Raw genomic sequence first — 25090 nt, 5'->3', positions numbered from 1 at the left:
AGCATCCTAAACGGCGGGTAAACTGAGATTTTTCTCCGAAAGCCGACCATGACCTCACCTGTGCTCGACGCGCCCGGATCCTCCGGCGCCTCGCCCGTCGCCCCCGCCAACACCCGCTCGCGTGTGATCGTCGCCAGCCTCATCGGCACCTCGATCGAGTTCTACGACTTCTACGTCTACGCCACCGCGGCGGTGCTGGTCTTCCCCACGCTCTTCTTCGCGAACAGCGACCCCACCATCTCGCTGCTGCAGTCGTTCGCGGCGTTCGGTGTGGCGTTCATCGCCCGCCCCATCGGCTCGATCGTGTTCGGCCACTTCGGAGACCGGATCGGGCGCAAGCGCACCCTCGTGGCGTCGCTGCTCACCATGGGTGTCGCCACGGTGCTCATCGGTGCCCTGCCCACGGGTCTCACCCCGGGCTGGGAGATCCTCGCCCCCGGGCTCCTCGTGCTGTTCCGCTTCTGCCAGGGCCTCGGCCTGGGCGGCGAATGGTCGGGTGCGGCGCTCCTCGCCACCGAGAACGCCCCCAAGGGCAAGCGCTCCATCTACGGCACCTTCCCGCAGCTCGGCGCCCCGATCGGCTTCATCATCGCCAACGTCGTGTTCCTCGTGCTGAGCACCACGCTCGACCCGGAGGCCTTCCTCGCCTGGGGCTGGCGCGTGCCCTTCCTCGCGAGCGCCGTGCTCGTGATCGTGGGCCTCTACGTGCGCTTCCGCCTCGTGGAGACCCCGGCCTTCACCAAGGTCGTCGAGAGCGGCGAGGTGGCCAAGCTGCCGGTCGCCCGCGTGTTCAAGACCAGCTGGCGCCCGCTCATCCTCGGCACCTTCATCATGCTGGCCACCTACGTGCTCTTCTACCTGATGACCACGTTCACCCTCACGTTCGGCACCACGGCCACGGATGCGCCGGTGGCGGGTCTCGGCTACCAGCGCAACGAGTTCCTCATCATGCTCGTGGTGGGCTGCGTGTTCTTCGGCATCTTCACGCTCGCCTCGGGCCCCCTCGCCGAGCGCTTCGGCCGTCGCAACATGCTCATCTGGACGACCGTGGCCATCAGCGCCTTCGGTCTCTTCTTCGTGCCGCTCTTCGGCGGCGGCTTCGTGGGCGTGATGAGCCTGCTCATCATCGGGTTCACCCTCATGGGTCTCACCTTCGGGCCGATGGCCTCCGAGCTGCCCGAGCTGTTCCCCGCCAACGTGCGCTACACCGGATCCGCGATCAGCTACAACGTCGCCTCCATCCTCGGTGCCGCCGTGGCACCCTTCATCGCGGTCGGGCTGTGGGCCGCAGCCGACGGCAGCCCCGCGCTCGTGGGCAACTACCTCTCGCTGATGGCGCTCATCACCCTCGGTGCGCTCATCATCAGCAAGGAGAACCGCGACATCGACTACGCCGACAACGTCAGCTGAGCCGGGGAACTCGGCGAGAATAGGGGAATGAGCACCACGCCCTCCTCGCCGAGTTCCGCCACACCCGCCCCACGGTCCCGCAGCCCCTTCGGGCGGGGGCGGGCGGCGGACGAGGGCCCCCGAGCCAAGTTCAGTCAGCTGCTGCCCTTCCTCTTCGAGCACAAGAAGGTGCTCGTGGTGGTCGTGGTGCTCAGCATCCTCGGCGCGGCCGCGAGCCTCGCCCAGCCGCTCCTCGTGAGCCAGGTCATCACGGTCGTGCAGGCGGGCGATCCGCTCGGCATGCTCGTCTGGGCGCTCGTGGTGCTCGTGGTCGTCTCCGGGGTCATCAGCGGCTACCAGCACTACCTGCTGCAGCGCACCGGAACCTCCGTGGTCTACTCGGCGAGGCGCCAGCTGGTGCGCCGCATCCTGCGTCTGCCCATCAGCCAGTTCGACCGCCGGCGCACGGGCGACCTCGTCTCGCGGGTCGGCTCGGACACGACGCTGCTCTACGCCGTCATCACGCAGGGGCTCGTGGATGCGGTGGGCGGCTCCCTGGTGTTCGTCGGCGCGCTCATCGCGATGCTCATCATCGACCCCGTGCTGCTCGGGCTCACGGTGCTCGTCATCGCCGTGGCGGTCGTGACCGTCGTGCTCATCTCGGGCCGGGTGCGCACCGCGAGCCGCAAGCAGCAGGAGAAGGTGGGCGACCTCGCGGCCGCGGTCGAGCGCTCCATCAGCGCCATCCGCACCGTGCGCGCCTCCAACGCCACCGAGCGCGAGACCGTGGCCATCGAGAAGGATGCGCAGGGCGCCTTCGAGATGGGTGTGAAGGTCGCGAAGATCTCGGCCCTCGTGGTGCCCATCGCCGGCATCGCGCTGCAGGTGTCGCTGCTCGTGGTGCTGGGTGTCGGCGGGTTCCGGGTGGCGTCCGGCGCCATCACGATCGCGAGCCTCGTGTCGTTCATCCTGTTCCTGTTCATGATGATCATGCCGCTCGGCCAGGCCTTCGGGGCCATCAACTCGGTCAACCAGGCGCTCGGCGCGTTGGGCCGCATCCAGGAGATCATCGACCTGCCCGAGGAGGGGCAGACGGATCGCGAGCTCGCCGCTCGCGCCTCGTCCGCCGGGGCCGCCGGTGTGGCGGGGGCGGATGCTCCGGCCATCGAGTTCGTCGACGTGCACTTCGCATACGACACACCTCCCCCGGCGGCGGTCGAGGGCACACCGGAGAGCGTGGTCGCGCTGGAGAAGGACGGCGCCGAGATCGCACCCAAGGGTGTGCTGCACGGCGTGAGCTTCACCGCCGGCCGCGGCAAGCGCACCGCGATCGTCGGCCCGTCCGGTGCGGGCAAGAGCACGATCCTCGCCCTCATCGAGCGCTTCTACGACCCCACCTCGGGCTCCGTGCGCTTCGGCGGAGTTGATGTGCGCGAGCTCGACCGCATCGACCTGCGCTCGCAGATCGGCTACGTGGAGCAGGATGCGCCCGTGCTCGCGGGCACGATCCGCCAGAACCTGCTGCTCGCGAGCCCCGATGCCACCGACGAGGAGTGCGTGCGCGTGCTGCACGCCGTGAACCTCGGCGAGGTGCTCGACCGCTCGCCCGAGGGGCTGAGTGCGGCCGTCGGCGAAGACGGCGTGATGCTCTCGGGCGGCGAGCGCCAGCGCCTCGCCATCGCGCGCGCCCTGCTCTCCGCTCCCCCGGTGCTGCTGCTCGACGAGTCGACCTCGTCGCTCGACGGCCTCAACGAGCAGATGCTGCGCGAGGCCATCGACGCCGTGGCCGAGAACCGCTCGCTCATCGTCATCGCCCACCGGCTGTCGACCGTGGTCGACTCCGACCAGATCGTGGTCGTCGACCACGGCCGCGTGGTGGGGGTGGGAACGCACTCGGAGCTGGTGCTCTCGACGCCGCTCTACCGCGACCTCGCCAAGCACCAGCTCCTGGTGTAGCGCGCTCCCCCGCTGGGGCTAGTTCTTCGGGGTGGCTCTGCGGAGGACCGCGTAGCCGAGAAGGGCCGCGAGGGCCGTGGGCACGAGCGACCAGGCGATGGCTCCCGTGGCCCCGTTCACCGCGAACCACTCGCCGAAGGCCGGCCAGTTCTCGCCGAACGTGAGCAGGGCGGCCGCGCCGAGCAACAGCACCGTGAGTGCTCCGAAGAACACGAGCATGCCGTTGACGCGCCAGCGCTGATAGATGGTGGCGATCGCTGCTCCCACGAAGAAGAAGAACAGGAACAGCGCCACGAAGAGCAGCCCGCGCACCCACCACGACACCTCGGTGCCGCCGAAGTACACGGCGGTGAACATGCGCCCGCCCATGCCCCAGCCGTTCGTCGCCTCCTCGAGGCCGGCGAGCAGCGTCATGCCGGCGCCGTAGACCACCGAGAGCAGCACGAAGTGCAGCGAGGTGCCGATCCAGAAGTCGCGGCGGGTGGTGCCGTAGCCGAGGGCGAACGGGAAGGTGAGCGCCACCGCCTGCACCCCGAGCACGAGCATGTACACGAAGATGTAGAACGTGGCCCCCGAGTACTGGAGGCCTGACTGCACCTCCTCGCGGTCGGCGTCGGCCCCCACGGAGCTCATCACGATCCACCAGATGGTGAGATTCACGAGGAAGATGAAGGCCAGGATGGCCCACGGCAGCGCGAACACGCTGAACCGGTTGACCAGGTGGAGCCGCATCACGGCGATGGAGCGGTTCATGACCTCACCTCTGCTTCCTTCATGGGGAGATTCGTCTTCTGCACGATGAGCTGCTGCAGCGAGACCGCCGAGAGCTCGAGGCCGAGTTCAGCGGCCTCCTGACGTTCCGCGGTGCTCAACCGGCCCACGGTCACCGACGCCAGCCCTCCGATGCTGTCGCGGTGGATCACCTCGCGGCCCGACACGAACGAGTCGACGCCCGCCCGGGTGCCCACCACCGTGGTGGCCGAGCCGCGCAGGGTCTCGGCGGGCTCGTCCACGATGATCCGGCCCTCGTCGATCACGAGCACGTGCTCGAGCAGGTTCGAGACCTCGTCGATGAGGTGGGTGGAGAGGATGACGGTGCGCGGATGCTCGCCGTAGTCCTCGAGGAGGCGGTCGTAGAAGATCTGCCTGGCCACCGCATCCAGCCCCAGGTAGGGCTCGTCGAAGAAGGTGAGCGGCGCCCGCGAGGCAAGGCCCACGATGACCCCGATGCTCGAGAGCTGGCCGCGCGAGAGCTTCTTGATGCGGCGCTTGAGCGGCACCCGGAAGTCGTCGATGAGCCGCCCGGCGAGATCCTCGTTCCAGTTCGGGAAGAACCAGGGTGCGCTCCGGAAGACGTGCTCGGGCTTGAAGTCGTCCGGGTACTTCTGGCTCTCCTTGATGAAGCTCGTGCGCTGCAGCACGGCGGCGTTCTCGACCGGCGATTCGCCGAACACCCGCACGTCGCCGCTCGTGGCGAACTCCTGCCCGGTGAGCAGCTGCATGAGCGTGGTCTTGCCGGCGCCGTTGCGGCCGAGCAGCCCGTAGATGGTGTTCTCCTCCACGGTGAAGCTCACCCCGTCGACCGCTGTGGTGCCCTTGAATCTCTTGGTGAGGCCGGTGGCCTCGACGACGGCGCTCATTCGCCGCCCTCCTCTCGGATCATGGCGACCAGCTGGCTGCGATCGATGCCGAGCTTGCCGGCCTCGGTCACGAGCGGTCGCACGTACTCGTTCTGGAACTTCTCCCGGCGTGTGGCGATCAACCGATCGCGCGCCCCCTCGGCCACGAACATCCCGATTCCCCGTCTCTTGTAGAGGATCCCCTGATCCACGAGCAGATTGACACCCTTGCCAGCCGTAGCCGGATTGATCCGGTGGAAGGCGGCGAACTCGTTGGTGGAGGGAACCTGCGTCTCCTCGGGCAGTGCGCCCGAGATGATGTCGTTCTCGATCAGCTCGGCGATCTGAACGAAGATCGGCCGTGACTCATCCACGACGCCGACCCTTGCTTGGTTCATTACTCATGTAACTAACCAACCAGGTCGGGATCGCTGTGTCAAGACCCGATGTGCGCGCCATGTCATCCCGAGGACGGATGTGCATGGTCCTCAGGTCGGACGCCCGGGGATGCGCCGCTCCGTAGCGTCGGAGCATGCAGAACAGCACCACCGACACAGACCTCGTCGCCAGGGTCGAGGGCCTCACGAAGACCTACGGCACGGGAGGCGCCACCGTCACCGCACTCGACGGCGTCACGCTCGGCATCCGCCGCGGCGAGTTCACGGCCATCATGGGGCCGAGCGGCTCGGGCAAGTCGACCCTCATGCACATCGCGGCGGGGCTCGACACGGCGAGCGCCGGGCGGGCTTGGATCGGCGACACCGAGATCACGGCCCTCGGCGACACCGAGCTGACGCTGCTCCGCCGTCGCCGGGTCGGCTTCGTGTTCCAGTCGTTCAACCTCGTGCCGACGCTCGATGTGGAGGGCAACATCCTGCTGCCGTTCGAGCTCGACGGCCGCCGGCCCACCGCAGAGGAGCGACTGCGGGTCGACGCCCTCATCGACTCGCTCGGACTCAGCCCGAGGCTGCGCCACCGCCCGCACGAGCTCTCCGGCGGCCAGCAGCAGCGCGTGGCCATCGTGCGCGCCCTCGGCACGCGGCCCGACCTCGTGTTCGCCGACGAGCCGACGGGCAACCTCGACTCCCGCACCGGCCGCGAAGTGCTCTCGCTGCTCTCCGACTCCACTCGCCTGCACGGGCAGAGCATCGCCATGGTCACGCATGATCCGGTCGCCGCGAGCTTCGCCGACCGCATCGTGGTGCTCGCCGACGGGCGGATCGTGGAGGATCTCGGCCGCTCGACCGCCGCCGAGATCAGCAGCCTCCTGCTCGGCATGGAGGGGGCGGCGTGACCGTGAGCCTCCGCGAGCACGCCCCGAGCGTTCTCGTCGCCACCCTCTCCGCCGCGTTCGGCGTCTCCCTCCTGCAGATCACGGATGCGCTGGCCACCATCGTGGCCGCCGACGAGGTCACCGGATCGAGCGGCCTGGTGCGCCTCGTGCTCGCCCTGCTCGGCGGCGTCTTCATCGCGATCGCCCTCTACGTGGGGGCCGTGGTCACGGCGAACACCTTCGCGACCATCATCGCCGGGCGCACGAGGACGATCGCCCTGCTCCGCCTCATCGGCGCGACCGCCCGCAGTCAGCGTCGGGCCGTCGCGCGCGAGGGTGTGGTGGTGGGTCTCGTCGGCAGCGCCCTCGGTGCCCTCGTGGGCACGGGTGTCTCGGCGGCGCTGCTGGGGGCGGCCGTGGCCGGCGGTCTCGCCCCTGCCCTCCCCTACCCGCTCGTCTCGCCCCTCGCGGCCCTGCCGCTGCTCGCGGTGGTGCTCACCACGTGGCTCGCCTCCTGGGTGGGGTCTCGGCGTGTGCTCGAGGTCTCGCCCGTGCAGGCCACGGGCGCCGCCGTCGAACGCAACCACGACGAGTCGGGGCACCGGCGCGGCCGCAACATCACCGCCGTCGTGCTGCTCGCCCTCGGTGCCGTGCTGCTCGTGGGCGGCATGGCGATCGGATCGGTGAGCCCCATCGGCATCCTGCCCGCCGTGATCGGCGGCATGCTCAGCTTCACCGGGTTCGTGCTCGGCGCGCAGCTCGTCATGCCTCCGGCGCTCCGCGCGGCGGGTCGGCTGTTCGGGGCGCGCGCGGGAGGGGCCCCTGCGCGGCTCGCGGCGGCCAATGCCCTCCGGTACCCCGAGCGCAGCACGCGCACGACCATCGGCCTCGTGATCGGCGTGGCACTCGTCACGATGTTCGCGGTCGCGGCCACCACCTACAGCGACGTGCTGGGCTCTGCCTTCGACACCGACCCCGAGGCCGACGCGCAGATCGGCGCCGTCATCCAGACCACCGTGGTCATCTTCTCGGCTCTGCTCGGTTTCAGTGCGCTCATCGCCGCGGTGGGCCTGGTGAACAACCTCTCGCTGAGCGTGCTGCAGCGCACCCGTGAACTGGGCCTGCTGCGCTCGCTCGGCTTCACCAGGGGCCAGGTGCGGCGCATGATCGCGCTCGAGAGCGCTCAGCTCACCCTCACCGCCGTCTCGGTGGGGCTCGTCATCGGCACCGTCTACGGGTGGGCCGGGGCGCAGTCGCTGCTCGCGTCATTGCCCGGCACTCCTGCGGTGATCGCCCCGAGCATCCCGCTCGGCTTCGTGGGGGGCGTGGCGGTGGTTGCCGCGCTGCTCACGGTCGCGGCCACCATCGCACCCAGCCGGCGCGCCACCCGTGTGTCGCCCGTGCTCGCCCTCGCCGAGTAGTTGACGGGCGCCTGCCGGCCGGCTGATCCCTAGCTGTTCGGGATGAGGGTGTACTTCGTGGAGAGGTACTCGTGGATGCCCTCTGAGCCGCCCTCGCGGCCGAGACCCGACTGCTTGACACCGCCGAAGGGAGCTGCGGCGTTGGAGATGACGCCCACGTTGAGGCCCATCATGCCGGTGTCGAGCTTCTGGATCATGCGCTGACCACGAGCCAGCGACTCGGTGAACACGTACGAGACGAGCCCGTACTCGGTGTCGTTCGCGAGCCGCACCGCCTCGTCCTCGTCGTCGAACTGCACGATCGAGACGACCGGCCCGAAGATCTCCTCGCGCAGGATCTCGCTGCCGAACGGCACGTTCGAGACGACGGTGGGCTCGTAGAAGCTGCCGGGGCCGTCGATGCGCTTGCCGCCGGCCACGAGGGTTGCGCCGCGGGTGACCGCGTCCTGCACGAGCTCGTCGGCCTTGTCGACGGCCTTGTCGTCGATGAGCGGGCCGATCCCCACGCCCTCCTCGGTGCCGCGCCCGATGCGCAGCGATGCGACCTTCGCGGCGATCCTGTCGGCGAACTCCGCCGCCACCGAGGAGTGCACGATGAAGCGGTTAGCGGCCGTGCAGGCCTGCCCGATGTTGCGGAACTTGGCCGCCATCGCGCCCTCCACCGCCTTGTCGAGATCGGCGTCGCCGAACACCACGAACGGAGCGTTGCCGCCGAGCTCCATGGAGGTGCGCAGCACGTTGTCGGCGGCCTGCTTCATGAGCGTGCGGCCCACGGGCGTCGAGCCCGTGAAGCTGAGCTTGCGCAGGCGCGGGTCGGCGATGATCGGCTCCGAGATGGCCCTCGACGAGGTGCTCGTGACGACGTTGACGACACCCTTGGGGAGGCCGGCCTCCTCGAGCAGACGCGCCACGAAGAGTGTGGTGAGCGGCGTGAGCGCGGCGGGCTTGACCACCACGGTGCAGCCGGCCGCGAGAGCGGGCGCGATCTTGCGGGTGGCCATGGCGAGGGGGAAGTTCCACGGCGTGATGAGGTAGCACGGGCCCACCGGGCGCTGCGAGACCACCATCTGGCCGGTGCCCTCGGGGTTCGAGCCGTAGCGGCCCGAGATGCGCACGGCCTCCTCGCCGAACCAGCGCAGGAACTCGCCGCCGTAGGTCACCTCGCCCTGGGCCTCGGCGAGCGGCTTGCCCATCTCGAGCGTCATGAGCAGCGCCATGTCGTCGCGACGCTGCTGCAGCAGGTCGAAGGCGCCGCGCAGGATCTCGCCGCGCTGGCGCGGGGCGGTCGCCGCCCACTCGTCGGCCACCGCTACGGCTGCGTCGAGGGCGCGCATGCCGTCCTCGGGCGTGGCATCGGCGATCGACTTGATCACGAGGCCCGTGGCCGGGTCGATCACGTCGAAGGTCTTGCCGGTGGAGCCTGACACCCAGGATCCGCCGATGAAGAGGCGGTCGGGAACTCCCGCGAGCAGGTCGGTCTCGGTCGATGCGGTCATGTCAGTCCTTCTCGTCTGGAGGGGTTTCGAGCTCAGGGGGATGCGAGCGGGGGCGGAGGGCGGATCAGGGGTAGAGACCGCGCAGGCGATGCGCCTCGGTGACCCGCTGCACGGCCAGAGTGGTGGCCGCGGCCCGCAGGGTCATGCCGCTGTCGCGAGCATACCTGGAGACGCCGTGCCAGGCCGCGATCATGCGCTCGGCGAGACGCTGCTCCACGTCACGCGCATCCCAGCGGTACGACTGGTTAGCCTGCACCCACTCGAAGTACGACACGATCACACCGCCGGCGTTGGCGAGGATGTCGGGCACCACCACGACCCCGCGCGAGCGGAGGATCTCGTCGGCCTCGCGCGTGGTGGGGCCGTTGGCGCCCTCCACCACGAGGCGGGCACGGATGCGGTCGGCGTTGCCGAGGTTGATGACGCCCTCCACGGCGGCCGGCACGAGCAGGTCGACCTCGAGGGTGAGCAGGTCGGCGGGGGGAAGGGGATCGCCGACGACGAAGCCCACGACCGAGCCGGTGGCGTCGACGTGCGCGGCGAGCGCCTCGATGTCGAGACCGCGGGCCGAACCGCCGCCAGACCCTGCGCCCGTGCTGTCGGCGTGGGCGTGCACGGCCCCGTACTGGTCGCTCACCGCCACCACGGCGGCGCCCTCCTGCGCGAGGAAGCGCGCGGCATCCCGACCCACCTTGCCGAAGCCCTGCACGGCCGCTGTCGCGCCGCGCGGGTCGATGCCCTCCGACTCGAGCGCGGCCTTCGCCACGTGCACGACCCCGCGCGACGTGGCGCTGGCGCGTCCCAGCGATCCGCCGAGGCTCAGCGGCTTGCCGGTCACGACGCCGGGCACGGTGTGCCCCTGGGTCACCGAGTAGGTGTCGAGGATCCACGCCATCGTCTGCTCGTCGGTGCCGATGTCGGGGGCAGGGATGTCCTGCTGCGGGCCGATGATCGGCAGGATCTCGCTCGTGAACCGGCGCGTCACCCGCTCGAGCTCGAGCATGCTGTAGCGGCGGGGGTCGATGGCGATGCCGCCCTTCGCGCCGCCGTAGGGCACGTCGAGGAGGGCGCACTTCCAGGTCATCCACATGGCGAGCGCCCGCACCTCGTCGAGGGTCACCGAGGGGGCGTAGCGCAGGCCGCCCTTGGCGGGGCCGCGCGAGATGTTGTGCTGCACGCGGTAGCCCGTGAGCACCTGGGTGCTGCCGTCGTCGCGGCGCAGCGGGATGCTCACGGCGAGCTCGCGGCGGGCGGCGGCGAGCATGGCGTAGGTGCCCTCGTCGTAGCCGAGCACGCCGACGGCATCGGCGAGCTGGGCGCGGGCATCGGCGAGAGCGGAGGCGCCCGCCTCGGTGGCGGCCACCGTGGCGATGGGCGCGGTGACGGGGTGGGCATCGATCCCGGCGGCGGAGTGCATGCGCGTGTCGGCTCCGGCGACGCTGCCGGTGGCCACGGGTGCGGTGGTCACGAGGCGATGAACGCGTCGCGGATGACGTCGAGCCCGTCGGTGATGAGCTCGTCCGAGATCGTCAGCGGGGGCAGGAAACGGATGACGTTGCCGTACGTGCCGCAGGTGAGCAGCACCACGCCGTTCCGGTGCGCGTAGGCGGCGATGCGGGCGGTGAGGGCGGCATCCGGCTCCCCCGTGGCGGGGTCGACGATCTCGATGGCCATCATGGCGCCGCGACCGCGCACGTCGCCGATCCGCGCATCCGCTGCCCTGAGGGCGTTGAGGCGACCACGGAAGAGCGTGCCGATGGCGCGGGCGCGTTCGACGAGGCCGTCCTCCTGGAAGCTGCGGATGGTGGCCACGGCCGCCGCGCACGCGATCGGGTTGCCGCCGTAGGTGCCGCCGAGGCCGCCGGCGTGGGCGGAGTCCATGATCTCGGCGCGACCGGTGACGGCCGAGAGCGGGAGGCCGCCCGCGATGCCCTTGGCGGTCACCATGAGGTCGGGCTCGAGGCCCTCGTGCTCGGAGGCGAAGAGCTGGCCGGTGCGGGCGAAACCGGTCTGCACCTCGTCGGCGATGAAGACGACGCCGTTCTCCTTCGCCCAGGCGGCGAGCGCGGGCAGGAAGCCCTCGGCCGGCTCGATGAAGCCGCCCTCGCCCTGGATGGGCTCGATGATGATGGCGGCGAGGTTGTCGGCGCCGATCTGCTTCTCCATCTGGGTGATCGCACGGCGGGCCGCCTCGGGCCCCGTGAGGCCGTTGTCGCGGAACGGGTACGACATGGGCGCGCGGTAGACCTCGGGGGCGAACGGTCCGAAGCCGCTCTTGTACGGCATCGACTTGGCGGTGAGGGCCATGGTGAGGTTGGTGCGGCCGTGGTAGCCGTGGTCGAAGGCCACGACGGCCTGGCGCTTGGTGAAGTGGCGGGCGATCTTGATGGCGTTCTCCACCGCCTCGGCGCCGGAGTTGAAGAGGGCGCTGCGCTTGTCGAAGCGGCCGGGGGTGAGCTCGTTGAGGGCCTCGGCGACCTCGATGTAGCCCTCGTAGCCGGTGATCGTGAAGCACGTGTGCGTGAACTGCGCCACCTGGGCGGTGACCGCAGCCACGACGGCGGGGGCGGCGTTGCCCACACCCGTCACGGCGATGCCGGAGCCGAAGTCGATGAGGGTGTTGCCGTCGACGTCGACGATCACCCCTCCGCCGGCGGCCTGCACGTAGACGGGGAGCATGACGCCCACGCCGCTCGCGACGGCCGCGTTCTTGCGGGCGTGCAGCTCGGAGGAACGGGGGCCGGGGATGGCGGTCACGAGCGAGCGGCGCTGCTCGAGCGCGGGGCCGCCGACGGTGCTGTCGAGAGTCAGAGTCATGCGCCCCACTGTAGGTGCGGCGGCGGGTTCTGGCTCGTGCCGGATCGGCAGTCTTTGTGCATTTCTGTGCCGGGTCGTCAGGTGCGCACGTAGGCTGTCCTCATGCCGCTCGCTCTCGACCAGATCCGCTCGCAACCGGCCTTCGCCATGGATCTGCTCACGGCGCCCGACGACTACGAGCACCCCGTCGACTGGGCGCACAGCTCCGACCTGGACGACCCGACGCCCTTCCTCGGCGCCGGCCAGCTGCTGCTCACCACGGGGCGCCAGTTCGCCGGTTACGAGGCCGCCGACTATCTTGCGTACGTGCGACGACTGGCGGGGGTGGGCGTCGTGGCGATCGGCTTCGGCACCGAGGTGGTGCGGGAGGGCACTCCCCCCGAGCTCGTGGCGGCCTGCGAGGAGGCGGGGATCCCGCTCGTCGAGATCCCGTACGACACTCCCTTCATCGCGATCTCGCGGTTCATCGCCGAGCACGAGGCGCAAGCGGCGCGGGCGCGGGTGGAGTGGGCGCTGGCGGCGCAGAACGAGATCGCGCAGGCCGCGGTGGGCGGCGGAGGGCTCGGCGGCGCGGTGCGGGCAGCGGCGACGGCTCTGGGGGCCGCGATCTGGGTGTTCGACGCCGATGCGCAGGTGATCGAGCACGCCGGCGGCGGCGCAGGTGGCGCACCGGCCCTGCGCGAGCACGTCGAGCGGCTGCTGGCGCGGACTCCGACGAACGTGGCGGCCTCCGAGCCGCATGCGGAGCCGGAGACCGCCACGTTCGTCGAAGTCCGCGTCGGTGGCGGGGGCGGGGCGCGGTCGCGGGCCGGGTTCGAGGCGGGCGGGCGGGTGTTCACGGCGCAGACGCTCGGGGCGCCCGGGCGCATCCACGGGGTGATCGCGTGGGCGCGGGCCGAGCCGTTCGACGCCGGTGACGAGGCCGTGGCCACGGTGCTCACGGCTCTCGCCGACGTCTCGCTCGAGCACGCGGAGGATCTGCGGGTGAGCCACCGCACCATCATGGAGCAGCTGTTCCAGCTGCTCCGCGACGGCGGGGTCGAGACGGTGCGCCGCGCGGGCGACGCCATCCGCATCGTGCTGCCGGCCGAGCCGCTGCAGGTGATCGCGATCCCGCTGCGGGAGGTCGCCCCCGCTCTGCACGACACCCTCGAGCGCCGGGCCGGGCGGCCCCGCACCGGGTTCTTCACGGTGACGATGGGTGAGCACCTCGTGCTGCTCGTCGACCGGGCGAGGGTGGCGGGCGAGCGGTCGTTCCTGGCCTCGCGCGGCACCACGGCGGGGGTCTCGGAGCCTGCCGCGTGGGACGAGCTGAACGTGGCCCTCACGCAGGCGGTGCGTGCCGCCGAGGGGGCACCAGCAGGGCGCATCGCCGACTTCTCGCAGCTCGTGAGCCAGAGCTTCTTCGGGCTGCTGGCCACGGGATCGGTGGCCGACGTGGCCCGCGCGCGACTCGCGCCGCTGCAGCGCACCGAGTCCGGTCGGGAGTCGCTGCGGCTCGCCGAGGTGTGGCTGCGGCACAACGGGCACTGGGAGCCGGCCGCGCGCGAGGTCGGACTGCACCGCCACAGCCTCCGGCTGCGCATCGACGCCCTGGCCGACGAGCTCGGCCTCTCCCTCGAGACGTTCCAGGGGCGCGCCGAGCTCTGGGCCCTCCTCGCCGCCCTGGAGCTCGCCCGCCCTGCCTAGCGGTCGACGAGGGAGGAGGTCACGAGGTCGGCGCCTGCGCGCGCGAGCTCGGCGATGGCCTCGCGCGAGGCATCCGGAGACACCCCCGCCACGAGGTCGGTGATGATGCGCACCCGGCGACCGTGCTCGATCGCATCGAGGGCCGAGGCGCGCACGCAGTGGTCGGTGGCCAGGCCCGCGATGTCGATGTCGATGATGCCGTTCGCGTCGAGCAGCTCGCGCACGGTGCCGCCCTCCTCCGTGGTGCCCTCGTAGATGGAGTAGGCGGGCTCGCCCTGGCCCTTCCGCACGTGGTGGTCGATGGCGCGGGTCGTGAGCTCGTCGTGGTACTCGGCCCCGTGGGTGCCCGCCACGCAGTGCACGGGCCAGGTGCTCACGAAGTCGGGATCCTCGTCGAGGGCGAAGTGACCGCCGTTGTCGCTCTCGGGGTCGTGCCAGTCGCGGGAGGCGATCACGAACTCGTAGGTATCGGGATGCTCGGCAAGCAGCCGTGAGATCCCCTCCGCCACGGCCGTGCCGCCGGTCACGCCGAGCGCACCGCCCTCGATGAAGTCGTTCTGGACGTCGATGATGAACAGGGCCTTCGCCATGACCCCAGTCTAGGGATGCGCGGAGGCGTCAGAGGTTCGAGAGGTTGTTGCCGCACTCCCACACGCCCGTCGTGAGCTCGTCGAGCGCCGCGCGTGCGCTGTCGTTCACGTCGTCGAGCGCGAAGAAGGCGAAGGTGAGCACGCTGCCGTCCGAGGCGTTGACGATGCCGGAGAGCGTGTAGCCGGTGTCGATCCAGCCGGTCTTGGCGATCACGTTGCCTGCCGCGGGCGATCCGCCGAAGCGGCCCGCGAGGGTGCCGCTCTGGCCCGCGACGGGGAGCCCCGCCGCGATGATCCCGAGGTTGCCTTCGTGCGCGTTGATCTTGATGAACAGGCGGCTGAGGAAGTCGGTGGGCACACCGTTGTCGTCGCTCAACCCGGATCCGTCGGCGATCACGAGGCCGCTCGTGTCGAGGCCGTAGCCCGCGAGCGCCTGGGGAATGGCGGTCTGCAGGGCGGCGAAGTCGTTGCCCACACCGAGCTGCACCGCCACGAGGCGGGCGAGCATCTCGGCCTCGGTGTTGTCGGAGCGCAGCAGCGCCTCCTGCACCATGGTGGAGACGGGAGCCGAGAGCACCTGGCCCAGCTGGGGGGCGCCCGCGGTGGCGAGCCCCTCGGCGAGGGCCGCATCCGGGGTGCCGAGGGCCAGCGCGAAGGCCTGGCCGGCGCGCAGCACGGCGTTGTCGCTGCGGCTCGAGACGTTGGCACCGGGCTCGGCACGGTCGCCGTCGACCTGCAGGCCCGTGACCTCGGAGGAGTAGCCGTCGACCTGCTCCTTGCGTTCCCACGACGGCTGCCAGCGGTCGCCCGAGAACACGCTCGCGTCGAGCACGATCGAGGTGATCGGGGTGCCGGCGGTGCTCGGATCGGCGTTCCACGCGGCGTTGACCTGGGCGGCGAGATCCTGCACGCTCGCAGACCCCTCGTAGACGTTGGAACCGTTGCTCGCGAGGGTGATGTCGCCGCCGCCCACGAGCACGACCTGGCCGGGCTCCGCGCCCTTGACCACGGTGGTGGGCACGCGGTGGTCGGGGCCGAGCACGGCGAGGGCTGCGGCGCTCGAGAGCACCTTCATGACGCTCGCGGTGCGGGCGGGGGTGGATCCGCTGCGGTCGAAGAGCAGCTCGCCGGTGGCGGCGTTGCGCACGCTGCCGTGGAACGTGCCGAGGCGGCCGTCGGCGGCGAGGCCGGCGACCGAGCAGGTGCGCACGGGGGACGCGGCGGCGGCCTGCGGCACCGCGCGGGCTGCGGGGGTGGGGGTCGGTGTGGGAGTGGGGGTGGGCGTCTGGGTGGGGGTGGAGGTGGTGGCGATCGCCGCTGGCGCGCTGCCGGGGTCGCTCGCGCCCACGGCGGTTCCGGCGGCGAACGCGCCGCCGCCGAGCAGCACCACCACGGTGGCGGCCGCCGCAATGGCCCACGCGCGGGGGTTGCGCCGCACCCGCGCCCGAAACCCCCCGCCCCCAGCCCCGGAACCGGAACCGGCCCCATTGCCAGCACCAGCGCCGGGGGTGGGCGCGGCAGCGGTGGCCGGGCTCACGGTGGTGGTCTCAGGAGCCGAGGCGACCGATGAGACGTCGACAGGCGCGGCGGATGCGGCGAGCTGGTCGGTGGCAGTGGCAGGCGGGGTGGCCGTGGCCGCGGCCGGCGCGGCGAGCTGGTCGGTGGTGGCGGCAGGCGGGGTGGGGGCGGCCGCTGGCGGGATGGGGGCGGCGGGGGGCGTGCGGACGACCTGTGAGGGGGCGGTGTCGGCGGTGGCCGAGTCGGAGAAGGGGGCGTCCGAGGGGGCTCCGGCGGTGGGCGGGGCGCTCGCGGCTTCGCGGGCTTGCGCCTCGCGGAGCTCGCGTCGCGTACGAGGAGTCTCAGGATCCGACATCGTGCCCATGGTACCCGCCGCAGCACGACACGCCGTGGCTGGACGCCACCCCGAGGCCACTCGGAGGATCCGCTCCGGGGCGGTCCGGCCCCGCGGCTGCCCGGTCACTCGCCCGGGCACTGGGGGCGGCGCGGTCCCGCGGCTGCGTGGCTACTCGTTCGGGTAGCGGAGGGCGATCTGGGTGCGGACCTCGTCGAGCACTCGCATGATCGCGATCGTCTCGAGGTGCGGCAGCAGGGGGCTCTCGCGCTCGCCCGCGCGGATGACGCGCTCGAGCTCGAACGCCTCGTAGCGCATGCCCTGCTCGCCCGCCGTGGGCGTGAAGGTCTCGAGCACCTCGCCCTCGGGGTCGATCACTCTGAACGTCGACGGCGCGTACCACGTCCGCTCGAGCTCGATGCGGGCCTTCGTGCCCACGACCGCCGCTCGCACGGGCCCGGCCGTGTCGAGTGCGCTGTGCGACACGGACTGCCGACCGCCCTCGTGCTCCAGGATGATCGCCGTCTGCCGGTCGACGCCCGTGGCCGTCATGGTCGCGTGGGCGAGCACACGGGTCGGGATGCCGAGCACGTCGACACCGAACGACACCGGATAGATCGCGAGATCGAGCAGCGCTCCCCCGCCGAGCTCCGGCGCGTTGAGGCGGTGATCGGGATCGGAGGGCAGCAGCTGCTCGTGGTCGGCGAGCACGGTGCGCACGTCGCCGAGGGTACCGGCAGCCACGATCTCGCGCAGTCGCACCATCTGCGGCAGGAACCGCGACCACATGGCCTCCATGAGCGCCACACCCGCATCCGCTGCCGCCGCCACCACACGCTCAGCCTCCGCCGCGTTGAGCGTGAACGGCTTCTCTACCAGCACGTGCTTGCCGTGCGAGATCGCGAGCAGCGCGTTCTCGGCGTGGAAGGGGTGCGGCGTGGCGATGTAGATGACGTCGACCTCGGGGTCGGCCGCGAGCTCCTCGTAGCTGCCGTGGGCCGCCGGGATGCCGAACCGGGCGGCGAACGCCTCGGCGGTCTCGGCCCTGCGGGAGCCGACCGCGGAGACGGTGAGCCCTGCGGCCTGGATGTCGGTCACGAACGATGCGGCGATGCCGCCGGTGCCGAGGATTCCCCAGCGGATTGTCTCAGTCACGGGGCCGCCTCCGGGAATCGAACCCGGGACCTATTCATTACGAGTGAATCGCTCTGCCGACTGAGCTAAGGCGGCCTGGCCGTTCGCTTTCGCGGGCGGCACAGCAACAAAGCATAGCCGATCCCGAGGGTGCCGGCGCACACCCCTGGTGGGGCCGCATGCGCATGGTCGGCACCTGCTCGGTCAGCGGAGCGGCGGTGCTCCCGTGACCTCGCGCAGCCGGGCGTAGGAGCGCAGGAGGAGGTCGCGGAGCGACGTGGTGCCGGGGTGCTCGAGCCACGACGTCCAGGCCGCCCTGGCGACCGTGAGCACGAGCAGGCTCATGAGCCGGGCACGCTCGGCCAGCTCGGCCTCGTCGAGCTCGCCTGCGCCGTCGAGGAGGCCGTCACCGACGCCGACGCCGTCGAGTGGGCCGCTGCCACCGGTGCCGCCGTCGCCGCGAGCGCCCGCGTCTCGGCGCGCCAGCGCATCCGCGGCCAGCCGTCGCTCCACGGAGGCACCGAGGAGCGCCTCGAAGGCGCGCACCCGATCCATCTTCAGGGCCACGATCTGCGGGTACTCGGCCACGAGTCGCCGCCTCAGCTGGTGCAGCTCGGGGTCGACGGCCGCGAAGTCGTCGGCCTGCTCGGCCATGATCGCGATGAGCTCGCCGAGCGGATCGCCGTCCGGCCGCGGGGCCTCGAAGGCCGCGGCGGTCTCGGCGTCGAAGACCATGGGCAGGTCGCCCGCGAGGGAGGCCTCCTTGGTGGGGAAGTAGTTGAAGAAGGTGCGCGGCGAGACGCCGGCGTCGCGGCTGATGTCGTCGACGGTCACCTGGTCGAGACCGTGCTCGGCGGTGAGGCGCAGCACAGCCAGCTGGATGCTGCGGCGCGTGGCACGCCGCTTGAGCTCCCGCAGGCCGGGCTCACCCGAACCCGAACCGAGCTTCAGTTCGTGCACTGGGGATCGGCCGCCGGAACGGTGCCGTTGAGGAAGTACTCGTCGACCACGTCGGAGACGCACGACGATGTGTTGTACGCCGTGTGCCCCTCGCCCACATACGTCACGAGCTGCCCGTTCTCGAGCTGGCCCGCGAGCGCCTCCGCCCATTTGTACGGGGTGGCCGGATCGCCCGTGGTGCCGACGACGAGGATGGGAGCCGACCCCGCCGCGGTCACCGCATCCGGCACCCTGGTCGACGGGTAGGCCCACTGCGAGCACGCGATGTCGCCGTACGTCCAGTACGGGCCGACCGTGGGGGACGCCTCGATGAGCCGCTCGTTCTGGTCGGCGATGACCGCGGGGTCGGTGGTCGCCGGGTAGTCGGCGCAGGAGATGGCGTTGAACGACTCGATCAGGTTGTCGGCGTAGGTGCCGTCTTCGTTGCGACTGTTGTAGGCATCCGCCAGCTGCAGCGCGAAGTCGGCCTGGCCCTGGTCGACGGCGAGGAACATCGTGTCGAGGTACGACCAGTTGGCCTCGTTGTAGAGCGGGTAGAAGATGGCCGTGAGGAGGGTCGACGAGCCGAGCTCACGACCGTCGGTGCCGCGAAGAGGGCTCTCGTCTACCTCGGCCAGCAGATCCTGGATCTTGGCGAGGGCCTCTTCTGTGGTGCCGTCGAACCAGCAGCTCGAACCGCTCGTGCACGAGTCGAGGTAGCTCGTGAGCGCGTTCTCGAAGCCCTCGGCCTGGGAGATCGTGATGTCGAATCCGCTCGAGGCCGGGTCTTCTGCCCCGTCGAGCACCAAGCGGCCGACCTTGTCGGGGAAGGCGTCGGCGTACTCGGCGCCGAGGAGGGTGCCGTAGGAGTAGCCGAGGTAGTTGAGGGCGGGATCGCCCACGAGCGCGCGCAGCATGTCGAGGTCGCGGATGGTGCTCTCGGTGCCGATGTACTCGAGCAGGTCGCCGGTGTTCTGGGCGCACTTGTCGGCGAAGTCCTTGGCCGTGGCCGTGTAGGCCGTGAGCCACTCGTCCGAGCCGCGCTCGCCCGGCACGATGTCGTAGAGCCAGGCGTCGCGCTCGGCGTCGGTGAGGCACGAGACGGCGTCGGAGTGCCCGGTTCCGCGGGGGTCGTAGCCGATGAGGTCGTAGCTGGCCTGCAGCGTGGGCCTGGCGGCGTAGTCGGCCGACTGCTGCACGAAGTCGAAGGCGGAGCCGCCGGGGCCGCCCGGGTTGACGAAGAGGCTGCCCAGGCGGTCGCCGCCGGACGCGGGCTTCTTGATGAGTGCGAGTTCGACGGTGCGGCCGTCCTGCGGGTTGGCCCAGTCGAGCGGTGCAACGGCGGTGCTGCAGAGGAACGTGCTGCCGCACGACTCCCAGGCGAGGGTCTGCGTGTAGAAGGACTGGAGCTCGGGGGCCACGTCTTCACCGGTGGGGGCGGTGGTGCTGGGGGCCGCGGGGGTCTGTGCCGACTGCGGGGGTGCGTAGCTGCCGGTGAACCAGGTCACGCAGCCCGTGAGCAGGAGCGTCGACGCCGTGACGACGGCGAGGGCGGCGGCGAGGCGTCGCGCGCGGCGGGGGCTGCGGGAGTCGGACACGGAGGGCCTTTCGTGGGTGGGGCGGTGCTGGTGGGCGGTGCGGTGGTGCTGGTGGGCGGTGCAGACGGGATCGGCGGTCCGGGCGGGGCGTCGGGTCAGGGGGCGCGCTGGGTGGTGCGGCGGCCCGCCTCGGCGACGGTGATGAGCATGGCCTCGAGCGAGAGCGCCGGAGCCACGTTCGCCGCAATCCTCCGCCTGGCGTCGGCGATCGCATCCATCGCCGCGAGGGTCGATGACGAATCGTTACCCTCGGCGACAGTGAGGATGCGCGATCGGATGGCCTCGTTGACGAGCTCGAGATCCACCACGCGGGCGATCCCCTCCCCCGCATCCCCCTCAGCAGCAACGCCGCCCGGAGTGCGGGGGGCACCGGCGGCGCCGAGCTGCACGAGCAGCACGTCGCGGAAGAGCGACAGCAGGTCGGTGAGGATGCGGTCGATGCCGTCGCGCAGGCTCCGGGTGGCCCGCCGCTTCTGATCCTCCTCGAGCGCCTTGATCTGGCCGCGGAGCGCGAGCGGCACGGCCTGACCGGGCTCGACGCCGAGGGAGCGCAGCGCGGAGGCGCGCTCCTGCGCATCCTTCTCCTCGGTGATGGCCTGGGCGTCGGCCCCCGCGATCTCGAGCAGCCGGGCCGCGCCGCGCACGGCGTCGCCGACCGAGCGCACCCCCAACGCCAGGTCGAGGGTCTCGGCCCGGCGCGCCCGCGCATCGTCGTTGGTGGCCAGCCGGTGAGCCATGCCGATGTGGCTCTGCGACTCGCGGGCGGCGCGCTCCGCCACGGTGGGCTCGACGCCGTCGCGCTTCACGAGCAGCGCGGCCACATCCTCCGTGCTCGGCACCCTCAGGCGCACGGAGCGCACGCGGGATCGGATGGTGGGGAGCAGGTCGGCCTCGCTGGGGGCGCACAGGATCCACACCGTGCGCTCGGGTGGCTCCTCGAGGGCCTTCAGCAGCACGTTGGAGGTGCGCTCCTGCATGCGATCGGCGTCTTCGATCACCACCACGCGGTACCGGGCCACCGACGGGGAGAACTGCGACGAGGAGACGAGGCGCCGCACCTCGTCGATCGAGATGATGACGCGTTCGGTGGCGAGCACGGCGAGGTCGGGATGCGACCGGGCGGCGACCTGGCGGCAGTCTGCGCACACTCCGCACCCGCCGTTGCGGCACAGCAGCGCAGACGCGAAGGCGTACGCGAGGTTCGACCGGCCCGAGCCGGGGGGCCCGGTGATGAGCCAGGAGTGCGTCATCGAGTCGGGCCTGCCTGCCGCAGCAGCGGCCGCGGCCTCGGTCGTCTCCGCGGTGGCCGACCCGCGGGTGGAGCTCTCCGCGGCCGCACGGAACACCTCGATGGCGGCCGACTGGCCGGTGAGGTCATCCCATACGCTCATGCACCCAATCTATCGCCAGCCCCTGACAGGGCCCGCCGCGGCGACCCGATCCCCAGGCGGGAGGCCACCCTAGGGTTGGCAGGGCGATCCGCCCGGTGCATCGGCGGGAGGCCGGCCCGGGGCTGGCCGGCGAGCGGCGCGATGCTCGGGCTTTAGGGTCGGTTGGGGCCTCAGGCGAGGAGGGGCTCGACTCGGGCGCGGATGCGGGCGGCGAGCTCCTCCGGGGGCAGGGCGGCGTCGAGCACGAGGAAGCGCTCCGGCTCGTCGGCCGCGAGACCGAGGAAGGCGGCCCGCACGCGCGCATGGAACTCGCTCTTCTCGGCCTCGAGCCGGTCGAAGCGCTTGTTCGCGTCGTCGAGCCGGGTGCGGGCGACCGTCTCGTCGAGGTCGAGGAGGATCGTGAGGTCGGGCAGCAGCCCCTCGACGGCCCACAGGCTCAGCGAGCGGATCTCGGCCGCGTCGAGCACGCGACCGGCCCCCTGGTAGGCGACCGAGGAGTCGAGGTAGCGATCCTGCACCACGACCTCGCCGCGCTCGAGAGCAGGGCGCACCTTGGTGGCGATGTGCTGCGCCCGGTCGGCGGCGTAGAGCAGCGCTTCGGCCCGCGGGGTGATGTGCCCGCGGCTGTGCAGCACGATCTCGCGCACCTCGAGCCCGAAGTCGGTGCCTCCGGGCTCGCGAGTGCGCACGACGGTGCGACCGGCATCCGTGAGCCAGGCCTCGAGCAGGCTCGCCTGCGTGGTCTTGCCGGAGCCGTCACCACCCTCGAGCGTGATGAAGACCCCGCTCACTGCTGGGGTTCTGCCTTGGCTGCGGGGGCAGTGGTCTTGGCCGCGGTCGTCTTGGCCGCAGTCGTCTTAGCAGCCGTGGACCTGGTCGTCGGGGCCTTGGCGGCGGTGATCTTCGCCGTCGTGGCCTTGGCAGCCGTCGACTTGGCAGCTGTGGTCTTGGCCGCCGTCGACTTCGCTGCGGTGGTCTTCGTCGCCGTCGACTTGGCCGCCGTCGACTTCGCCGCAGGCTTGCGCGCCGCAGGCTTCTTGGCCGGAGCCTTCGCCTTGGGCTTCGCCGGGCCCTTCGCGCGCTTGTCGGCGAGCAGCTGCACCGCCCGCTCGAAGTCGACCTCCTCGACGGTCTCGCCGCGCGGGATCGTGGCGTTGGTCACGCCATCGGTCACGTACGGTCCGAACCGGCCGTCCTTCACCCGGATCGGCTTGCCGCTCTCGGGGTCGGCGTCGAACTCCTTGAGGGCCGACGATGCCTGGCGCCCCCCGTACTTGGGCTGCGCGAACAGCTCGAGGGCGCCGGGGAGGTCGATCTCGAAGATGAGATCCTCGCTCGTGAGGGAGCGGGTGTCGGTGCCCTTCTTGAGGTACGGTCCGAACTTGCCGCCCTGGGCCGTGATCGGCTCGCCCGACTCGGGATCGTCGCCGACCACGCGTGGCAGGTCGAGTAGGCGGAGGGCTGTGTCGAGATCGATGGTCGCGAGATCCATCGACTTGAACAGCGACGCTGTGCGAGGCTTGACGGCCGCGGCCTTCTTGGCGGCAGGCTTCTTGGCGGGAGCCTTCTTGGCACCGGTCGCGGCGGAATCCGCCGGGGCCGCAGCAGCCGCTGCGGGCACCGCCTCAGGAACGACGGGCTCGAGCTCGGTGACGTAGGGGCCGAACCGGCCGTCCTTCGCCACGATCTCCTTGCCGTTCTCGGGGTTCACGCCGATCACGCGGTCGGTCACGACCGGGGCGTCGATGAGCTCGCGCGCCTTCTCGGGGGTGAGCTCGTCGGGAGCGAGCTCCTGCGGCAGGTTGACGCGGCGAGGGGTGGCCTCGAGGTCGCCCGAGGGGTCGAGCACCTCGAGGTAGGGGCCGTACTTGCCGATCCGGAGCGTGATGTCGTCGGCGATCGCCACCGAGTTCACGGCACGGGCATCGATCTCGCCCATGTTGTCGATCACGCTGCGGAGGCCCGGGTGGCCCTCGCTGCCGAAGTAGAAGCCGTTGAGCCAGTCGACGCGGTCCTCTTCGCCATCCGCGATCTTGTCGAGGTCGGCCTCGAGGGCGGCTGTGAAGTCGTAGTCGACGAGCTCGGAGAAGAAGTCCTCGAGCAGGCGGACGACCGAGAAGGCGGTCCAGCTCGGCACGAGCGCTTGGCCGCGGGGCGTGACGTAGCCGCGGTCGATGATGGTCGAGATGATCGACGCGTAGGTGGAGGGGCGGCCGATGCCGAGCTCGTCGAGCGCCTTCACGAGGCTCGCCTCGGTGTAGCGCGGCGGCGGCGTGGTGTCGTGCCCGGCGGCCTCGATGGAGGTGGCCGCAAGGGACTGGCCCTCCTTGAGCGGCGGGAGCTTGGCCTCGGTGGGCTCGGTGCTCGCGTTGCGCTCCTCGTCACGGCCCTCTTCATAGGCGTGCAGGAAGCCGCGGAACGTGATGACCGTTCCGGAGGCCGAGAACTCGGCCGTGGTGGGCCCGCCCAGCTCGGCGACGGCCACGGGGCCGGCCGTGATGGTGACGGATGCGGTGGAGCCCTTCGCGTCGGCCATCTGCGAGGCGACGGTGCGCTTCCAGATCAGGTCGTAGAGCTTGAAGTCGTTGCCGCGGAGCGTCGACGACACCTCGGACGGGGTCTTGAAGACCTCACCGGAGGGGCGGATGGCCTCGTGGGCCTCCTGCGCGTTCTTGCCCTTGCCGCTGTAGAGACGCGGCTTGTCGGGGATGCTGTCGGCGCCGTAGAGCTTGGTGGCCTGGTTGCGCGCCGCCGTGATCGCCTGCTGCGAGAGCGAGGGCGAGTCGGTGCGCATGTAGGTGATGTAGCCGTTCTCGTAGAGCGACTGGGCCACGCTCATGGTCTGGCGCGCCGAGAAACGGAGCTTGCGCGCGGCCTCCTGCTGCAGCGTGGAGGTGGTGAACGGGGCGGCCGGGCGGCGGGTGTACGGCTTCGACTCCACGGCGGAGACGGTGATGTCGACGCCGTCAGCCTCCAGGGCGGTGCGCAGAGCGATGGCGGCGGTCTCGCCGAGGGGGATGGCCTTGCCCTTGAGCTTGCCCTGCTCGTCGTAGTCGCGGCCGCTGGCGACCCGTTCGCCGTTGAGGCGCACGAGGCGGGCTGCGAAGGAGTCCTTCTCGGGAGTGGTCTTGGCGGTCTCGCTCGGGGCGAGGATGGCCGACAGGTCCCAGTAGTTGGCGCTCGTGAAGGCGAGTCGCTCGCGCTCGCGGTCGACCACGAGGCGGGTGGCGGCGCTCTGCACGCGGCCGGCGGAGAGCCCGGGGCCGACCTTGCGCCACAGCACGGGGCTCACTTCGTAGCCGTAGAGGCGGTCGAGGATGCGGCGGGTCTCCTGCGCGTCGACGAGGGCGTCGTCGATCTGGCGGGTGTTGTCGCGCGCGGCCTCGATGGCCTCCTTGGTGATCTCGTGGAAGACCATGCGGCGCACGGGCACCTTGGGCTTGAGCACCTGCAGGAGGTGCCAGGCGATGGCCTCGCCTTCGCGGTCCTCATCAGTGGCGAGGTAGAGCTCGTCGGCACCGGCGAGTGCCCTCTTGAGATCGGCGACGGTCTTCTTCTTCGCGTCGGAGACGACGTAGTAGGGCTCGAAGCGGTTCTCGACGTCGACGGAGAACTTGCCGAGCGAGCCCTTCTTGAGCTCGGCGGGGAGGTTCTTGGGCTCGACGAGGTCTCGGATGTGACCGACCGATGCCATCACGTCGAAGCCCTCGCCCAGGTACTGGGCGATCGACTTCACCTTCGTCGGTGACTCGACGATGACGAGCTTTCTCGGGCTGGCCAACTGTTCTCCTCTTATATAGATGGGACCGCGTGTTCCATCAGGCACACCATACACATACGTTGCCGGGAGCCGCCTAATTCCCAACCGGCCCACCATTGCGGTCCACTGCGGGGGGAGGACAATGGTGGTGACCATCACCGGTTCA

Annotated in this window: 19 protein-coding genes and 1 tRNA gene; 5 read left to right on the top strand and 15 right to left on the bottom strand. The window is 71.0% G+C overall.

The window, feature by feature from the left end; translation table 11 throughout:
- Positions 1–48 precede the first annotated feature (48 nt).
- Together ACEXQC_RS18365 and ACEXQC_RS18360 are read left to right on the top strand one after the other, a co-directional pair.
- Positions 49–1410 (top strand): MFS transporter, encoded by a 1362-nt coding sequence (locus ACEXQC_RS18365; protein WP_374825650.1) that lies wholly within the window; start codon positions 49–51, stop codon positions 1408–1410.
- 27 nt (positions 1411–1437) lie between these two features.
- Positions 1438–3345 carry an ABC transporter ATP-binding protein gene (locus ACEXQC_RS18360; RefSeq protein WP_374825648.1) on the top strand — a complete coding sequence of 636 codons (1908 nt, stop codon included), beginning with the start codon at positions 1438–1440 and terminating at the stop codon, positions 3343–3345.
- Positions 3346–3363: 18 nt separating this feature from the next.
- On the opposite strand, the gene ACEXQC_RS18355 is transcribed toward ACEXQC_RS18360, so the two are convergent.
- Genes ACEXQC_RS18355 through ACEXQC_RS18345 form a run of 3 tightly spaced genes read right to left on the bottom strand, consistent with a single transcriptional unit; the run spans position 3364 to position 5362 of the window.
- Positions 3364–4098 (bottom strand): hypothetical protein, encoded by a 735-nt coding sequence (locus ACEXQC_RS18355; protein ID WP_374825646.1) that lies wholly within the window; start codon positions 4096–4098, stop codon positions 3364–3366.
- On the bottom strand, positions 4095–4985 hold the full coding sequence (locus tag ACEXQC_RS18350) for an ABC transporter ATP-binding protein (protein ID WP_374825644.1): 891 nt from the start codon (positions 4983–4985) through the stop codon (positions 4095–4097). The genes ACEXQC_RS18355 and ACEXQC_RS18350 overlap by 4 nt, the downstream gene beginning before the upstream one ends.
- Positions 4982–5362 carry a GntR family transcriptional regulator gene (locus tag ACEXQC_RS18345; protein ID WP_374825642.1) on the bottom strand — a complete coding sequence of 127 codons (381 nt, stop codon included), beginning with the start codon at positions 5360–5362 and terminating at the stop codon, positions 4982–4984. The genes ACEXQC_RS18350 and ACEXQC_RS18345 overlap by 4 nt, the downstream gene beginning before the upstream one ends.
- Before the next feature lie 134 nt (positions 5363–5496).
- Between ACEXQC_RS18345 and ACEXQC_RS18340 the strand changes: the two genes are divergently transcribed.
- Together ACEXQC_RS18340 and ACEXQC_RS18335 are read left to right on the top strand one after the other, a co-directional pair.
- Positions 5497–6258 carry an ABC transporter ATP-binding protein gene (locus tag ACEXQC_RS18340; RefSeq protein ID WP_374825640.1) on the top strand — a complete coding sequence of 254 codons (762 nt, stop codon included), beginning with the start codon at positions 5497–5499 and terminating at the stop codon, positions 6256–6258.
- Entirely contained in the window at positions 6255–7658 is a 1404-nt protein-coding gene (locus ACEXQC_RS18335) for an ABC transporter permease (RefSeq protein WP_374825638.1), read from the top strand. The genes ACEXQC_RS18340 and ACEXQC_RS18335 overlap by 4 nt, the downstream gene beginning before the upstream one ends.
- 29 nt (positions 7659–7687) lie before the next feature.
- Here ACEXQC_RS18335 and ACEXQC_RS18330 read toward each other — a convergent pair whose 3' ends face one another.
- From ACEXQC_RS18330 to gabT, 3 genes are all read right to left on the bottom strand, one after another.
- Positions 7688–9154 carry an NAD-dependent succinate-semialdehyde dehydrogenase gene (locus tag ACEXQC_RS18330; RefSeq protein ID WP_374825636.1) on the bottom strand — a complete coding sequence of 489 codons (1467 nt, stop codon included), beginning with the start codon at positions 9152–9154 and terminating at the stop codon, positions 7688–7690.
- A 64-nt stretch (positions 9155–9218) separates the two neighbouring features.
- Complete coding sequence (locus ACEXQC_RS18325; RefSeq protein WP_374825731.1) at positions 9219–10571, bottom strand: Glu/Leu/Phe/Val family dehydrogenase; 1353 nt, start codon at positions 10569–10571, stop codon at positions 9219–9221.
- Between the two features lie 47 nt (positions 10572–10618).
- Positions 10619–11971: a 4-aminobutyrate--2-oxoglutarate transaminase gene (gene gabT / locus ACEXQC_RS18320; protein WP_374825634.1), complete on the bottom strand. Its 1353-nt coding sequence runs from the start codon at positions 11969–11971 to the stop codon at positions 10619–10621.
- A 102-nt stretch (positions 11972–12073) separates the two neighbouring features.
- Here gabT and ACEXQC_RS18315 point away from each other — a divergent pair, with 102 nt between their 5' ends.
- Positions 12074–13660, top strand: coding sequence for a PucR family transcriptional regulator (locus ACEXQC_RS18315; RefSeq protein ID WP_374825632.1), 1587 nt, complete (start codon positions 12074–12076; stop codon positions 13658–13660).
- Here ACEXQC_RS18315 and ACEXQC_RS18310 read toward each other — a convergent pair.
- The 9 genes from ACEXQC_RS18310 to topA form a co-directional block, all read right to left on the bottom strand.
- Positions 13657–14250, bottom strand: a complete 594-nt coding sequence (locus ACEXQC_RS18310) for an isochorismatase family protein (RefSeq protein ID WP_374825630.1) — start codon at positions 14248–14250, stop codon at positions 13657–13659. The two genes, ACEXQC_RS18315 and ACEXQC_RS18310, sit on opposite strands and share 4 nt — an antisense overlap.
- A 28-nt stretch (positions 14251–14278) precedes the next feature.
- The gene (locus ACEXQC_RS18305) at positions 14279–16123 is read right to left on the bottom strand and encodes a D-alanyl-D-alanine carboxypeptidase/D-alanyl-D-alanine-endopeptidase (RefSeq protein WP_374825628.1); all 1845 of its coding nucleotides are present in this window, start codon (positions 16121–16123) and stop codon (positions 14279–14281) included.
- A 150-nt stretch (positions 16124–16273) separates the two neighbouring features.
- Entirely contained in the window at positions 16274–17257 is a 984-nt protein-coding gene (locus ACEXQC_RS18300; protein ID WP_374825626.1) for a Gfo/Idh/MocA family protein, read from the bottom strand.
- Between the two features lie 2 nt (positions 17258–17259).
- A tRNA-Thr gene (locus ACEXQC_RS18295) sits at positions 17260–17332 on the bottom strand.
- 108 nt (positions 17333–17440) lie between these two features.
- The gene (locus ACEXQC_RS18290; RefSeq protein WP_374825624.1) at positions 17441–18196 is read right to left on the bottom strand and encodes a TetR family transcriptional regulator; all 756 of its coding nucleotides are present in this window, start codon (positions 18194–18196) and stop codon (positions 17441–17443) included.
- Positions 18184–19773, bottom strand: a complete 1590-nt coding sequence (locus ACEXQC_RS18285; protein ID WP_374825622.1) for an alpha/beta hydrolase — start codon at positions 19771–19773, stop codon at positions 18184–18186. Before ACEXQC_RS18285 ends, ACEXQC_RS18290 begins: the two co-directional genes overlap by 13 nt.
- Positions 19774–19868: 95 nt before the next feature.
- On the bottom strand, positions 19869–21164 hold the full coding sequence (locus tag ACEXQC_RS18280) for a DNA polymerase III subunit delta' (protein ID WP_374825620.1): 1296 nt from the start codon (positions 21162–21164) through the stop codon (positions 19869–19871).
- Positions 21165–21334: 170 nt separating this feature from the next.
- Positions 21335–21955, bottom strand: a complete 621-nt coding sequence (gene tmk / locus ACEXQC_RS18275; RefSeq protein ID WP_374825618.1) for a dTMP kinase — start codon at positions 21953–21955, stop codon at positions 21335–21337.
- A complete protein-coding gene (gene topA, locus ACEXQC_RS18270) occupies positions 21952–24945 on the bottom strand; it encodes a type I DNA topoisomerase (protein ID WP_374825616.1) in 2994 nt (997 codons plus the stop codon). The genes tmk and topA overlap by 4 nt, the downstream gene beginning before the upstream one ends.
- Between the last annotated feature and the right edge of the window lie 145 nt (positions 24946–25090).

Source organism: Herbiconiux liukaitaii (genome assembly GCF_041927495.1).
Classification (GTDB): Bacteria; Actinomycetota; Actinomycetes; order Actinomycetales; family Microbacteriaceae; genus Herbiconiux; species Herbiconiux liukaitaii.
This window is presented reverse-complemented; position numbering and strand designations above follow the sequence as displayed.